Genomic DNA, 14,505 nt, shown 5'->3' with positions numbered 1-14,505 from the left:
AAACAGATAAATACAAGATAATGGATATTTCAGTAATAATTCCTCTTTTCAATGAGGAAGAGTCGTTACCAGAGCTCTTCGCCTGGATAAAGCGAGTAATGGACTCAAACGATTTTACTTATGAAGTCATCTTTGTGAACGACGGTTCTACCGACCGTTCATGGAACGTCATAGAAGAACTTGCCGAGAAGAACGAGCAAGTGAAGGGTATCAAATTCCGCAGAAACTATGGAAAGAGCCCAGCACTCTTCTGTGGTTTCAAAGAAGCGCAGGGCGATGTTGTCATCACCATGGATGCCGATCTGCAGGATTCTCCAGACGAGATTCCGGGACTCTACCAGATGATTAAGAAAGAGGGATACGACCTCGTGTCAGGTTACAAGCAGAACCGTAAAGAAGGAGACCCTCTGAGCAAGACCATCCCTACCAAACTCTTCAATGCTACTGCACGCAAAGTAAGCGGCATACACAATCTGCACGACTTCAACTGCGGTCTGAAAGCTTATCGCCTCGACGTAGTTAAGAATATCGAGGTATATGGTGAGATGCATCGCTATATTCCATATCTAGCCAAGAATGCAGGCTTTGCCAGAATTGGCGAAAAACCTGTTCATCATCAGGCAAGAAAGTTCGGAAAATCAAAGTTTATGGGATGGAACCGTTTTGTAAATGGTTATCTTGACCTGATGACTCTCTGGTTCCTGAGCAATTTTGGCAAAAAGCCAATGCACGTATTCGGCTTCCTGGGTAGCGTCGTATTCTTCATAGCCTTCCTATCGCTCATCGGCTTAGGTATAGACAAGGCCATCGACCTGCACAATGGCATCTACGGACATCTCATTACCGATTCACCTTACTTCTTCATTGCTCTTGTAGCGATGGTTTTGGGTAGCCAGCTGTTCCTTGCCGGATTCCTGGGCGACCTTATCAGCCGCCAGAACCCAAACCGTAACGATTATCAAATAGAAAAAGAAATAAGATGCGGAAAATAATACCTTTCGTCGTTTTCATGGTTCTAGCCATGATGGGATGTACATCTCTCGACTGCCCACTCAACAATACCGTATATACCAAATACAAGTTGATGGGCGACAACAAAACGCTAAAAGACACGCTAACGATTTCTACGAAAAAGATAGCAGGAACAGATAGTGTGCTGATCAATAAGGATGTAAACGTAGACAGTTTCAGTCTGCCTATGAGTTACAGCCTGGATGAAGACGTATTGTTTTTCGAGATACATACCCTATCGAAGCAAGTATTCAAGGACACCGTGACTGTATCAAAGGAAAACCGCTCTCATTTTGAGTCGGTAGACTGCAGTCCATCGTTCTTCCATACGATAACCGGTGTTAAGACTACTCACAATTATATTGACTCAATAGTCATCAATCAAAAAGAGGTAAATTATGATGCATCCAAAGCACATTTCTACATATATTTTGGCAGCCGCAACTAGTATGCTATCCCTATTTGCTGTTCTCCCCTGTCAGGCCCAAAGCAAGAAGAAGATCATAGAGCAGCAGCCTGATACCATACCTTTTTTTAGAGGTATGGCTGTGGGAGTTGACCTGATAGGTCCCGTACAGTTGATGGTTAGCGACTATGGGCAGTACGAAGCATCTCTCCGTATCAATCTGAAAGACAAGTATTATCCTGTTTTCGAATTGGGTTATGGAAAGGCAGATGCCAGCGATGAGGCAACCCAAATCACCTACAAGACCAGCGCTCCCTATTTCAGATTAGGTGTAGACTGGAATCTTCTGAAGAACAAACACGACGACTACCGTCTGTTTGGCGGTTTCCGTTATGCCTGCACCTATTATGAATATGACCTGAGCGCCCCACCCGTTACAGACCCAGTATGGGGCGGTGAAACGCCCTATGGAGGTAACGGCATTTCCTGCAACTATCATTGGCTGGAAGGCGTAATAGGTATTGATGCCAAAATCTGGGGTCCCGTCCGTATGGGCTGGAGTTTCAGATACAAACGCCGCCTCTTCAAGAACGATGGAGAATTAGGCAACACCTGGTATGTGCCAGGCTACGGTAAGCAGGGAGGTTCACGCCTTGGCGGAACATTCAATGTAACCCTAGAGATTTAAAGACTTCATAATGTGTAAAGAATGAAAAAAAAGAAACTTATCTGGCAAATTCCATTTCTGTTGATACTTATCGTTGGTACCATCGTTATCATACGTCAGCAGCATAATACGCCCTATCAGAAAGATACCGGCTTTATCTTTGGCACCATCTATCACATTACCTATCAGAGTGATACCAACTACCAGCAAGAGATAGAAGCAGAGCTCAAGAAGGTAGACCAATCTTTGTCTCCCTTCAACAAGACCTCTATCATCACACAGGTAAACCAAGGTAAAGATATCGAAGTAGACGAAATGTTTACCGAAGTATTCCGCATGGCAGAAAGTATCTCAAAAGAAACCAATGGAGCCTTTGATATCACGGTTGCCCCAATGGTAAACCTCTGGGGCTTTGGATTCAAGCAGGGGGTACCTCCTACGAAAGCCAAGATAGACAGTATCAAAACGCTGGTTGGTTATGAGAAAGTAGCCCTGGAAAAGGGACGCATCATCAAGCAAAATCCTAAGACCATGCTTGACTGTTCTGCTATCGCCAAAGGATATGGCAGCGACATTGTTGCCAGATTCCTGAAAAAGAAGGGTATCAGCAACTTTATGGTTGAGATTGGTGGAGAAATCGTAGTAAACGGTGTTAGCGAGAAACAAGTACCTTGGCATATTGGTATCAACAAGCCAACAGACGATTCAACCAATACAAGCCAGGAGATACAGGATGTACTTGATATTACCGACATCGCCATGGCTACGAGTGGTAACTACAGAAACTTCTATTATAAAAACGGCAAGAAGTATGCACATACCATAGACCCAAAAACAGGCTATCCTGTACAGCATAACATCTTATCAGCAACGGTTTTAGCCAAGAACTGTGCTACAGCCGATGCCTATGCTACCTCGTTTATGGTAATGGGAATGGAGGGTGCAAAACAGATTCTGAAAAAGCATCCGGACCTCTGTGCATATCTCATCTATGCTGACGAGAAAGGACAAAACAAGATATGGTATTCACCGTCTCTCAAAAACAAGATATTAAATAAATAAACTTACATGTCAACCAATAGACTATACGACAGTTTATTATCACTCCCATTATTCCTGGGAATGACTTGCTATGACTTCCAAAATGTAGCTGGTAAAACCCGTTTTGACTTTCAAAAACTGGAAGCGGGTGAAACTATAGTTGAAGAAGGCACCAGTTGTACACGTCTATATTATTTAATCAGTGGAGACATTAAGGTGATAACCCAGGCAGATGACTACGGCTATCAGGTAGAAGAAGACATTTCGGCACCGGAATCATTCCAGCTGGAACGACTTTTCGGTCTTACCCAGCGTTTCACTCACACTTATGTGGCAAAGAACAACTGCAGCATCATGTCAGTCAGCAAGCAAGAGATCATGAAGTTATCCGATGAATATGAAATATTCCGCATCAATCTTCTGAACTTGGTCTGCACCCAATCCCAGAAGAACAACCGCAGACTGTTCAGAGTTCCTGCCAAGACACTGAGTGAGCGTCTGATCCGTTTCTTCGAGAGCCACAGCGTCCGCCCGGCAGGCGAGAAAATCTTTCATATCAAGATGACCCGTTTAGCAGAAGAGATGAATGTAAAGCGCATCTATGTATCCAAAGCCCTCAACGAACTACAGTCAGAAGGACTTATCCAGCTAGAACGAGGCAGAATCTATATCCCTGCACTGGAAAATCTCATCAAACGATAAAGAAAGTATAACGACCGATAAATATAAGTTAAAAACGTTTATTATCAAGGCAATAAGGCATTTTTTTGCTAACTTTGCAGCTAAAAAGTAACAATATGCAAGACAATACAAAACAAAATAGAACCAACCCATTCTTCGTGCCTTACAATACACCGCACGATACAGTACCATTCGAACGAATCCGTCTCGAAGATTATGAGCCAGCATTCATGGAGGGAATCCGCCGTGATGACGAGGCTACAGACAAGGTTGTAAACGATCCGGCAGAACCAACCTTTGAGAATACCATTGCAAGAGTTGATCCCGATAAGGGCGAACACTATTACGACCTCTTGAGCCGTGTATCTAACGTATTCTCTTGCATGATGAGTGCTGAAACCTGCGATGAGATGGAAGAGATTGCACAGAAGATGAGTCCGATTCTCACCAAGCACGCAAATGACATCACGCTGAACAAGAAACTCTTCGAGCGCATCAAGTTCGTTCACGATCATCCCAACAGAGAACTGACTCCTGAAGAGAAAATGCTTCTGGACACCAGCTATGACGGATTCGTACGCAGCGGTGCACTCTTAGATGAAGAAGGTAAAGAGAAACTTCGCAAACTTACAGAAGAAGCCAGTATGCTCACTCTGCAGTTCTCACAGAATCTCTTAAAAGAAAACAAGGCTTTTACGCTCCATATCACAGACGAAGCTCAGCTCGACGGACTTCCAGAAACAGCAAAAGCTGCCGCTGCGCATACCGCCAAAGAGCAGGAAAAAGAAGGCTGGATCTTCACACTCGATTATCCAAGTTATTCTCCATTTATGACCTACTCTACCCAGCGTGAACTCCGCAAACAGATGTATATGGCACGCAATACGGTATGTACCCATGATAACGAGCAGAACAACCTGGAAATCTGCAAACGACTGGTAAACCTGCGCAGAGAACTCGCCCAGTTGCTCGGTTTCGAAACCTATGCCGACTATGTTCTTCGCCACCGTATGGCAAGCAATACAGAACATGTATATAAACTTCTCAACGACCTGATAGATGCTTATAAGCCAACGGCAGAAAAGGAAGTGGAAGAAGTGGAAGCCCTTGCCAAGAAGTTGGAGGGTGAAGATTTCGAAATGAAACCATGGGATTTCGGCTTCTATTCTCATAAACTCCAGATGGAGAAATATAATCTCGATGCAGAAATGCTTTGCCCTTATTTCCAGCTGGATAAAGTGATAGACGGTGTGTTCGGACTCGCCAACAAACTGTATGGCATCACCTTTAAGGAGAACAAAGAGATACCGGTATACCACCCAGACGTCAAGGCATACGAGGTATTTGATAAAGACGGCAGCTATCTGGCTGTATTCTATGCCGACTTCTTCCCTCGCAAGGGCAAGCAAGGAGGTGCCTGGATGACAGAGTTCCAGGGACAGTGGATAGACCATAAGGGCAACAACATACGTCCTCACGTAAGTGTGGTAATGAACTTTACCAAGCCAACAGAGGAAAAACCTGCTCTCTTGACATTAGGAGAAGTAGAAACCTTCCTCCACGAGTTTGGTCACAGTCTTCACGGCATGTTTGCCAATACCCGCTTCGAGAGTCTTTCGGGAACCAACGTATGGTGGGACTTCGTAGAATTGCCATCACAGTTTATGGAGAATTATGCAATAGAGAAAGATTTTCTCCGTACATTTGCCTTCCACTATCAGACAGGTGAACCATTGCCAGATGATCTCATAGAGCGCATCATAAAGAGTCGCAACTTCATGGCAGCCTACGGTTGCTTGCGCCAGGTAAGTTTCGGATTGCTTGACATGGCATACTACACCCAAAAGAAAGAATTTACTGCCGACATCATACCTTATGAAAAGGAAGCCTGGAAAAAGGCGATGATATTGCCACTGTTGCCAGAAACCTGTATGACCGTACAGTTCTCACACATCATGGCAGGAGGTTATGCCGCAGGATACTATAGCTACAAATGGGCAGAAGTATTGGATGCTGATGCTTTCAGTGTATTCAAGAAGAATGGAATCTTCGACCAGAAGACGGCTCAAAGTTTCCGTGACAACGTACTCTCTAAGGGTGGAACAGAGCATCCTATGACTCTCTACAAACGATTCCGTGGACAAGAGCCAACCATCGATGCACTGCTGGAACGTAACGAAATCAAGGTACAACATAAAGGATAAGAGGATGGCAAACGAACTTTCCAAACAAACCAAGCTCGACCTTCGCTATTTGCGAATGGCACGTATATGGGCTGAAAACAGCTATTGCAAACGCCGACAGGTAGGTGCACTGGTTGTAAAAGATAAAATGATTATCAGTGATGGCTACAACGGTACACCGAGCGGATTTGAAAATGTCTGTGAGGATAACAACGTAACCAAGCCATACGTTCTCCATGCAGAGGCGAATGCTATCACGAAACTGGCTCGCAGCAGCAATAACAGTGAGGGAAGTACGCTTTACGTCACCGCCTCTCCATGTATAGAATGTGCCAAACTGATTATACAGTCGGGCATCAAGCGTGTTGTATATGCAGAGAAATACCGTCTGGACGATGGTATCAAACTGATGCAACGCGCAGGAATCAAGGTAGAATACCTCAATCCTGATGAAAAAACATCTTCTGAAGAAGATTAGAGATAAGATAGATAAAACGTTAGTAAAAAGAGAATTGTTATGAACATGAGTAAGAATAAGACCAACCGCTTTATGCCATTCATCATGGCATTCTGTGTTGTGATAGGTATTATCATCGGAACATTCTTTTCCAACCATTTCTCTGGAAATCGCCTCAACGTTATCAATAGTGGAAGCAACCGTCTGAACAACCTGCTCCATCTTATTGATGACCAATATGTAGATGCCGTGAACATCGACTCGCTGGTAGATAAGGCAATTCCACAGATTTTGGCAGAACTGGATCCACATTCCGTATATATCAGTGCTAAAGACGCAGCTCAGGCCACCGACGATCTGAAAGGCTCGTTCTCGGGTGTAGGCGTAGAGTTTGTCATCCGCCAGGATACAATACATATACAGAATGTGATACAGAATGGTCCTGCCGAGAAAGCCGGACTTTTGGCAGGAGATAAGATTGTAGCCGTAGACGGCAAACCTTTTGTAGGAAAGATTGTTACCAACCAAGAGGCTATGCATCGCCTGAAGGGTCCAAAGGATACCAAGGTAAAAATCGGAGTTATACGATATGGAAGCAAGAAGGTTCAGACCTTTAACGTAACCCGAGGTGAAATACCGACAAAGAGTGTTACTGCTGCTTACATGCTCAACGATAAAACGGGCTATATCCGTATCAAGAACTTTGGCGAGAACACCTATCCGGAAATGCTGATTGCTCTTGCCAAACTCTCACAACAGGGATTCACCAACCTCTGTATTGACCTTCGCGATAACTCTGGAGGTTACCTGACGGCTGCAGTAAACATGGCAAACGAATTCTTGCCAGACAAGAAGCTCATCGTTTACACCCAGGGACGCAAGTCGCCTAGACATAACTATATGAGTGACGGTAAGGGTGCCTACCAGAAGATTCCGATGGTAGTTCTCATCAATGAAGGTTCTGCATCATCTGCAGAAATCTTTGCGGGTGCCATGCAGGATAATGACCGTGCTACCATCATCGGACGACGCTCGTTTGGTAAGGGACTGGTTCAGCAACAGATAGAATTCCCTGACCACAGCCTCATCCGTCTGACCATTGCGCGCTACTATACTCCTTCAGGAAGATGCATCCAGAAGCCATATACGCTGGGCGATGACAAGGATTATGAGCAAGACTTGCTTGACAGATATCAGCACGGAGAGTTCTTCTCACAGGATAGCATCAAGCATACAGGACCAGCTTATCATACAAATAACGGCCGTATTGTCTATGGTGGAGGTGGTATCACCCCAGACATCTTTGTTCCTGAAGATACACTCGGCATGACATCCTATTTCAAGGAGGCAAGCATGAGTGGTCTCATCTTGCAATTTGCCTTCACTTATACAGACGATAACCGTCCGAAGTTGAACAACTTCAAGGAGATGATGGAACTTGCCGATTATCTTGACAGTCAGAACATGGTTGAACAGTTTGTCCGCTATGCAGATAATCATGGCTTGAAACGCAGAAATCTCTTAATCAAGAAGTCACACAAACTCCTTGACCGCGTCATCGACAGCCGCATCATCTACAATATGTTGGACGAGCAGGCATGGACCCAGTACATCAATCTTGATGATCCAGTCATCAAAAAGACGCTGGATGTATTTGAGAACCATGCAGCATTTCCAAAGAAACCAGAGCCAGCAAAAAAAGGCGCTGCGAAGAAAGAAAAGATAGCTATGGCGAATACGCCCTACAACTATTCTTCCTTACACCATAATAATTGTATGATAGCAAATGCTTAAGGCATGGACAAGAAAGAATTAAGAAAAATCATAAAATACAGAAAGCGACAGTATTCCTCAAGACAGCTTGAGGAACTGTCGCTTTCTGTATTATCACGTTTAGATTCCAATCCGCATCTTCAGAATGCCCAAACCATACTGATGTACTATTCGCTTCCTGATGAAGTGGACACCCATCATTATATAGACCAACTTGTTTCCAGGGGCAAACGGGTGATACTGCCCGTTGTGCTGGATGATACGAATATGGAATTGAGAGAATATACTGGAGTTAAGGACCTGAAGGAAGGAGCCTATCATATACTTGAACCGAAAGGTAAGATTTATCCGGAAGAGAAATATCCTGAGATAGAACTTGCCGTAATCCCAGGTATGAGTTTCGATATGAAAGGCAACCGGTTAGGAAGAGGAAAAGGCTATTACGACAGATTTCTTGTCCAGATTCCACATGCATACAAAATAGGAATCTGTTTCGACTTCCAGAAGATAACAGAGGAAGGACTCCTTCCTGTTACACCTACAGATATATGCATGGACGAAATCATATAGCATATAGAGCGGGGAATATTAATAAAAGCGTATATCTGCAATAACCTGTGCACCAACCTGTTCATTCAAACGGTGAACAAGGTTAGCACGGCTCATCGTGAGGTCAGCCCTCAATGCAGCATTCTCTATCTTTACATAGAGAGTCTGGTTCTTGATAAACTTATCACCACAATATGCAGCAATATTTTCCCCTACAACAGAATCCCAACTCATGATCAGGCGTTTCTGCTGTAAAGGAGTCTCCAACCCTTCCTTTCTCAGAAATTCGGGCAAGAGTTCTGCTATTGACTTAACTTTTCTTTTAAACATATTCTTACTTTATTATTTCCCCATTCTCTACATAGAATATCGTATGATCTCCCTGCATGTTCTGGAGAATCTTATCCAAATGATCACGGTTCGTATCAGTAATAAAAATCTGTCCGAAATGGTCACCGGCAACAAGTTTTACTATAGACTCAACCCGCTGAGCATCCAACTTATCGAAAATATCATCCAAGAGGAGCAAAGGAAGCGTATTGGAACTCGTGCGCTGCAGGAAAGTAAATTGAGCCAGTTTCAGGGCAATCACGAAAGTTTTGTTCTGCCCCTGACTTCCCTCTCTCTTCATCGGATAATCACCCAGCAAAAACTCCAGGTCGTCACGGTGAACACCATGCAGCGAATACCCTACGGCACGGTCCTTAAACCGGTCGCGCTGGATAACATCCAACAGAGGGCCTCTCTGACAATGAGAAACATAGCGAAGACGGACCTGCTCCTTATCACCCGAAATCTGCTGATAAATCTGCTGAAACAGCGGAACCAGTTCGTCAACGAAAGCCTGCCGTTTCTGGTACAGCAATTCACCATTGCTCGCCATCTGCTGCTCCCAAAGTTCCAGCAACGTAATATCAGGCTCCTCCTCCATTTTCAGCAAAGCATTTCTCTGTTGCAAAGCCTTATTATAGTTGGCTAAAGCCTCTATATAAGAGTAATCATACTGAGAGATGACCACATCCATCAGTTTTCTGCGCTCTTCACTTCCTCCTTCTATCAGAGAAACATCAGATGGAGAAACCAGAATCAGAGGGATAAGTCCAATATGTTGCGAAAGACGCTTATACTCCTTCTTGTTTCTCTTGAAATGCTTCTTAGTACCCCGTTTCATGCCACAATAAACATTCTCTATCTCCCCCTTATCATTATCATAATTTCCCTCCAGCATAAAGAAAGGCTCATCATGAGTAATAATCTGGGAATCGATAGAATTATAGGCACTCCTACAGAAAGAGAGATAGTAGATGGCATCAAGGAAATTAGTCTTTCCCATGCCATTATGTCCTATCAGACAATTGATTTTGGGCGACAACTCCAGATTGGCGCTCTTTATATTTTTAAAGTTAATAATGGAAATATTCTTTAAAATCATAGTCTCTTTTCTGCTTTTATAGTGCAAAGTTAGCAGAAAAAGAGGAAAAAACAAAAAAAATAGGCTAGAAATTTCAATAATTGAATAAAATTGAGTAAATTTGCAGAAGTTTAGCGGCATTCCACAATTTGAAAGCTAACTTTCTATTGAACAGATTGCCCCAAAGCCAGAAACTAAAAAGTATAGAATAATAAAAAAAGCAAAATAAAAATGGCAAACAACAACGTACAGGCTCAGGAAACAGAGAGCCTAAACATTCGTGAGGCCTTCTTCTTGAAGTACAAGAAGGCAATTATCATTGCAGTAGTAGCTATCATTGTTATCATTGCAGGTGTATTCGGTTATGTATCTCAGATCTCAGGTCCTCGTGAGGACAAGGCTAGCACTATGCTTGCTAAGGGTCAGACCTACTTTGCTAACCAGATGTATGAGCAGGCATTGAAGGGTGATGGCGCTGGCTATGTAGGTTTTACTAAGATTGCTGACGAATACAGCAGCACAGATGCAGGTAACCTGGCAAACCTCTATGCAGGTCTTTGCTATGCAAACCTCGGCAAATGGGCAGAAGCTCAGAAGAGTCTGGAATCTTTCTCTTCAGAAGACGACCAGATGATCAGTCCTGCTGCTGAAGCTGCTTTAGGTGATGCTTATGCGCATCTCAACCAGCTCGACAAGGCTGTAGATGCTTTCAAGAAGGCTGCTTCTATGGCTGACAGCAAGGCCGAGGATGGTACAAACAACAGTCTTTCTCCTGTATTCATTATCAAGGCAGGCGAGATTCTCGAAAGCCAGGGTAAGAAAGACGAAGCTTTGAAGCTTTATCAGGATGCCAAGAAGAAGTATGTTAACGCTATGCTCGTACAGAGTGGCGAAATCGACAAGTACATCGAGCGCGCTTCTAACTAATCTGTACTGATAACAATTCGAAATCAATATGGCAACAGCACTTCATAATTTATCTGAATACGACTTTACTAAAATACCAGACGCCAGTAACATGTGCTTTGGTATCGTTGTAGCAGAATGGAATCCTGAGATAACGGGCGCTTTGCTCGACGGAGCAGTAAAAACACTCGAAAAACATGGAGCTCTCACTGAGAACATCCATGTGAAAACTGTTCCAGGCAGCTTTGAACTTATCTACGGAGCCCATCAAATGGTTTTGAATGGCGGCTATGATGCAGTCATCATTTTAGGTAGCGTGATACGTGGTGAAACTCCTCACTTCGATTACATCTGCGAGGGTGTTACCTACGGAATTGCCCGTCTGAATGCTACTCAGGAAATTCCTGTTATCTATGGTCTCTTGACTACCAACGATTTGCAGCAGGCTAAGGATCGTAGCGGCGGCAAGTTGGGTAACAAGGGTGATGAGTGTGCTATAGATGCTATCAAGATGGCTAAGTTCTAGTCTTCACAACGAGAGTTGATAAACTGAATGTTATATATATAATAAGGTATAAGCATATGAAACTCTACCAGCTATTGCAGTCGTTTGAATTTGAAGAGATATTTCCAACAGTCAATGTGATGTTTCCAAATGCACAGTTGCATCGCGATATTTTTGAAAAAGCATTCGATATGCTTTGCAATATCCAACCTATCACATCCAAAAAGGTTATCAAGTTTGAACTGATGGAAGATCCTGACTCAAATGATATGTTTGTTGGAGCAAATGATAGCTGTTTCCAGTCCACATGGGATGTATGCCTGGGAAAGGAAGTCAAAAAAGGCAAAGGCGCTGATCTCAATGATGTAGAACTGGCAGCCAACTGCTTACTCAATGTTCTTTTCATCGGACGTCATCCTCAAGGATTTGACAAGGACTACAAAAAGTTATTGAAATAAACTATCTTTAAAGGGTAAAAAGGTAAAAGGGTAAAAAGGTAAAAAAGCCTAACCCCCTTCGTGCCCCCGTCCCCAGCGATTCCATCGCTGGTCCCCTAAAAAAAAGGTAAAAAGAGCACCCTAGCTTAACATTCCGCTAGGCTCTTTTTACCTTTTTACCTTTTTACCTTTCAACATTCACCATTCAACATTCAACATTCAACATTCAACATTCAACATTCCCTATTCCGCCCCCGGCTCGCCCAGATATTCGAAGATGGTGGATACCTGGCGGGGAGGGAAATACTGGCTACGATTCTGGTAGCCTAAACGCTGCAGCTCGTTCCAGAGGGGCTCGCAACGCTTAATCCAGTCCATGATATGACGGCGCGCTGTCGCCCCGTCGGTTGTGTCGGGAAAGTAGAGCAGACCGAGTTCGGTCTTGCTGTACATACGTTGGGGATAATTCATAAGCTTTATATTTTTTACAGTCCTTCTACACCATGATCCTTAAAGAAACCTACCATGGCTGTGGTCATATAGCCACCCGTGTTCATCTTCTTGTTCGAACGCCTGCAGTTGGCTATGTAATAATCCTTTCGCTGGAAGAAGTCCTCCAGGTCGCCAATCATATCTAACCTGAGATAGCCGCTCAACTGCTCAGCCTTCTTCTCGCTCACATCATAATTGCATTGCAGCCGGAGTTTCAGTTTGCTCCGCTGCCCTCTCAGTTCGCTGCTCACTTCTCCACCCTCTGCAGTTTCGCATGAAGTGCGACGGTCGTGCAGAGTAAAGGTGATGTGCTCGGGCAGGTGATGCTTCACTTTTTCACCCTCTTCCAGAAAGAAAGGCTTATAGGTAATATACTGGTCGATGATGCGGTTACGGTAAAGGCGTTTGAGGTCTTTGCAGGCAGTTACCAGACATTTTCTGTCCAGTTCCGACCAGGTCTTGTAATAATCAGCCCTGCCATGCATCAGTTGCTGGAAGTGCGCCGTTTTGCAGATAGTGAATCCCTTTGCACCCCAGCAGTTCATGATGATATATAACTTGATGCTCGATGCACTGCGGCATTGCTTGATGGCATTGAGGTCGATATGGCTGACTCCCTTTTCATAACTGTAGAAAAACCGTATCACGTTGTTGTCGAAGCGGAATTTTACCATCCAGTTCTTGTGCCGGTCTTGGTATATCTCACTCTTGAACAGGCATGCAAATTTCCGGTATAATGTCTGTTTTTTCAGCTTGAACGGCAGCAGGATGGGCTGTGATTCTATACGCTTGATGGCATCGCGCAATTGCGGATAATGATGAGCACCATAAGGAAACTCCGACAGTTTCATGATGACATCGGTGTGGTCTGCAGCTCTCTGTTCTGCGGTGAAGCCATTAAAAGTTTGTGAAGTTGTATGATAAGGCACTACATAGTCTTGAATAACTTTCTGGGCATGCCTGATAATCTGTAGAACGATTTTGAGTTCTACCACCGAATAGTTCTGGTAAGACAATCCCTGTACGCCAAGGATGGCTATCAGTTGTTTCTCTTGTTGATTTGTCTGAGGGAAGGACTGCTGCCCGCCCGGAGGCTGTTGCTTAAATTGTTCCATTTCCGTTTTCTGTTAAAATCGTTAGAGGCCTACCGATTGGGGCAAGTCATTGTTGTTGTTTATTGAAAACCGGCATGGAATTGGAGTAAGGATAAACATCGCAAGATAAAATATTTGCCACAAAGGGCGTTTCCCATCATCCATCTTGCTTCAAATAGACCTTACTCTGCATCCATGCCGATAAATTTTTATCAAATTTATCAGGCATAGAATGCCCTGTAAGGATTACTATTTGATCACTCACTTTTCGGGATGGGAAGTCCTACTCAATGAGCTATGTTCTAATCCTTAACCGAAAGCATATCCCGGTGTCCTTCATCGGGAGGAGAAATGCATTCTCCGCGCTTTCATGATGCAAAAATAATATTTATTTCAGACTTATGCAAATTTTTGAAGAGAAAAAATGCATTTTAATAGCTGATTTGTTGAAAAAAAAAATCTTTTTCTTCCCGTATTACGTATAGTGTAATTGATGTAAATGTATATATATAATATACTTGGTATAGTATAGGAAAGAAAAATTAGCATTTAACTGTCTGATATTCAAAGTCTTGCATTTTTAAGATTTGCCAAGATAGTCATTCGGGCATATCAGAAAACACATGATTGGCCCTGATGGTACCTATTATTGGCCCTCATGGTACCCTCTGAAAGACTAAATTGCCCTGATAGTCATTGCCCACCCAAATGAGGTAAACAAACGATGTTCTTCCGTTTACCAACTGATGTGGCTGCGTCGGGTTAAGGATATGGCTGAACTGGGTTACGCAGACGGCTGGATTCGCTTACTCAGACGGCTGGACTCGCTGATTGAGCCACTTGAGTAATCTGACAGAGCCACTTGAGTAAGCTGATTGAGCCACTTGAGTAA

The 14,505-nt window shown here is 43.6% G+C and carries 16 protein-coding genes; 12 read left to right on the top strand and 4 right to left on the bottom strand.

All coding sequences use genetic code 11. From position 1 onward, the window contains the following. The first annotated feature begins 20 nt into the window (after positions 1-20). The 9 genes from F7D47_RS05605 to F7D47_RS05565 all read left to right on the top strand — a co-directional run bounded on the left by F7D47_RS05605 (position 21) and on the right by F7D47_RS05565 (position 8,789). The gene (locus F7D47_RS05605; RefSeq protein WP_153085559.1) at positions 21-992 is read left to right on the top strand and encodes a glycosyltransferase family 2 protein; all 972 of its coding nucleotides are present in this window, start codon (positions 21-23) and stop codon (positions 990-992) included. Beyond that, positions 980-1,459 carry a DUF6452 family protein gene (locus F7D47_RS05600; protein ID WP_118200465.1) on the top strand — a complete coding sequence of 160 codons (480 nt, stop codon included), beginning with the start codon at positions 980-982 and terminating at the stop codon, positions 1,457-1,459. The genes F7D47_RS05605 and F7D47_RS05600 overlap by 13 nt, the downstream gene beginning before the upstream one ends. Before the next feature lies 1 nt (position 1,460). Further along, positions 1,461-2,105, top strand: coding sequence for a DUF6048 family protein (locus tag F7D47_RS05595; RefSeq protein WP_118140433.1), 645 nt, complete (start codon positions 1,461-1,463; stop codon positions 2,103-2,105). A 21-nt stretch (positions 2,106-2,126) separates the two neighbouring features. Continuing rightward, entirely contained in the window at positions 2,127-3,146 is a 1,020-nt protein-coding gene (locus F7D47_RS05590; protein WP_153085558.1) for an FAD:protein FMN transferase, read from the top strand. Between the two features lie 6 nt (positions 3,147-3,152). Continuing rightward, on the top strand, positions 3,153-3,827 hold the full coding sequence (locus F7D47_RS05585; RefSeq protein ID WP_119226870.1) for a Crp/Fnr family transcriptional regulator: 675 nt from the start codon (positions 3,153-3,155) through the stop codon (positions 3,825-3,827). A 95-nt stretch (positions 3,828-3,922) separates the two neighbouring features. Beyond that, positions 3,923-6,010: a M3 family metallopeptidase gene (locus F7D47_RS05580; RefSeq protein ID WP_153085557.1), complete on the top strand. Its 2,088-nt coding sequence runs from the start codon at positions 3,923-3,925 to the stop codon at positions 6,008-6,010. A gap of 4 nt (positions 6,011-6,014) precedes the next feature. Beyond that, positions 6,015-6,467 carry a deoxycytidylate deaminase gene (locus F7D47_RS05575; protein WP_119226871.1) on the top strand — a complete coding sequence of 151 codons (453 nt, stop codon included), beginning with the start codon at positions 6,015-6,017 and terminating at the stop codon, positions 6,465-6,467. Positions 6,468-6,512: 45 nt separating this feature from the next. Next, complete coding sequence (locus F7D47_RS05570) at positions 6,513-8,240, top strand: S41 family peptidase (RefSeq protein ID WP_153085556.1); 1,728 nt, start codon at positions 6,513-6,515, stop codon at positions 8,238-8,240. A gap of 3 nt (positions 8,241-8,243) precedes the next feature. After that, complete coding sequence (locus F7D47_RS05565; protein ID WP_153085555.1) at positions 8,244-8,789, top strand: 5-formyltetrahydrofolate cyclo-ligase; 546 nt, start codon at positions 8,244-8,246, stop codon at positions 8,787-8,789. Between the two features lie 18 nt (positions 8,790-8,807). On the opposite strand, the gene F7D47_RS05560 is transcribed toward F7D47_RS05565, so the two are convergent. Together F7D47_RS05560 and recF are read right to left on the bottom strand one after the other, a co-directional pair. Then, positions 8,808-9,098, bottom strand: coding sequence for a DUF721 domain-containing protein (locus F7D47_RS05560; protein WP_153085554.1), 291 nt, complete (start codon positions 9,096-9,098; stop codon positions 8,808-8,810). Positions 9,099-9,102: 4 nt separating this feature from the next. Then, positions 9,103-10,200, bottom strand: a complete 1,098-nt coding sequence (recF, locus tag F7D47_RS05555) for a DNA replication/repair protein RecF (RefSeq protein ID WP_153085553.1) — start codon at positions 10,198-10,200, stop codon at positions 9,103-9,105. 210 nt (positions 10,201-10,410) lie between these two features. On the opposite strand from recF, the gene F7D47_RS05550 reads away from it, so the two are divergent. The 3 genes from F7D47_RS05550 to F7D47_RS05540 are packed head-to-tail and all read left to right on the top strand — an operon-like array spanning position 10,411 to position 12,048. Further along, positions 10,411-11,106 (top strand): tetratricopeptide repeat protein, encoded by a 696-nt coding sequence (locus F7D47_RS05550; RefSeq protein ID WP_153082383.1) that lies wholly within the window; start codon positions 10,411-10,413, stop codon positions 11,104-11,106. A 28-nt stretch (positions 11,107-11,134) separates the two neighbouring features. Further along, positions 11,135-11,611: a 6,7-dimethyl-8-ribityllumazine synthase gene (gene ribH / locus F7D47_RS05545; RefSeq protein ID WP_006846254.1), complete on the top strand. Its 477-nt coding sequence runs from the start codon at positions 11,135-11,137 to the stop codon at positions 11,609-11,611. Positions 11,612-11,667: 56 nt separating this feature from the next. After that, a complete protein-coding gene (locus F7D47_RS05540; RefSeq protein ID WP_006846253.1) occupies positions 11,668-12,048 on the top strand; it encodes a hypothetical protein in 381 nt (126 codons plus the stop codon). A gap of 222 nt (positions 12,049-12,270) precedes the next feature. Here F7D47_RS05540 and F7D47_RS05535 read toward each other — a convergent pair whose 3' ends face one another. Beyond that, a complete protein-coding gene (locus F7D47_RS05535) occupies positions 12,271-12,498 on the bottom strand; it encodes a DUF4248 domain-containing protein (RefSeq protein ID WP_118067151.1) in 228 nt (75 codons plus the stop codon). Between the two features lie 14 nt (positions 12,499-12,512). Then, complete coding sequence (locus tag F7D47_RS05530; RefSeq protein WP_153085552.1) at positions 12,513-13,634, bottom strand: replication initiation protein; 1,122 nt, start codon at positions 13,632-13,634, stop codon at positions 12,513-12,515. Positions 13,635-14,505 lie beyond the last annotated feature (871 nt).

This window comes from Segatella copri (assembly GCF_009494835.1).
In the GTDB taxonomy this organism is placed as follows: Bacteria; Bacteroidota; Bacteroidia; order Bacteroidales; family Bacteroidaceae; genus Prevotella; species Prevotella copri_F.
The sequence above is the reverse complement of the archived record's forward strand: the minus strand, read 5'-3'. Positions and strand labels throughout refer to the sequence as shown.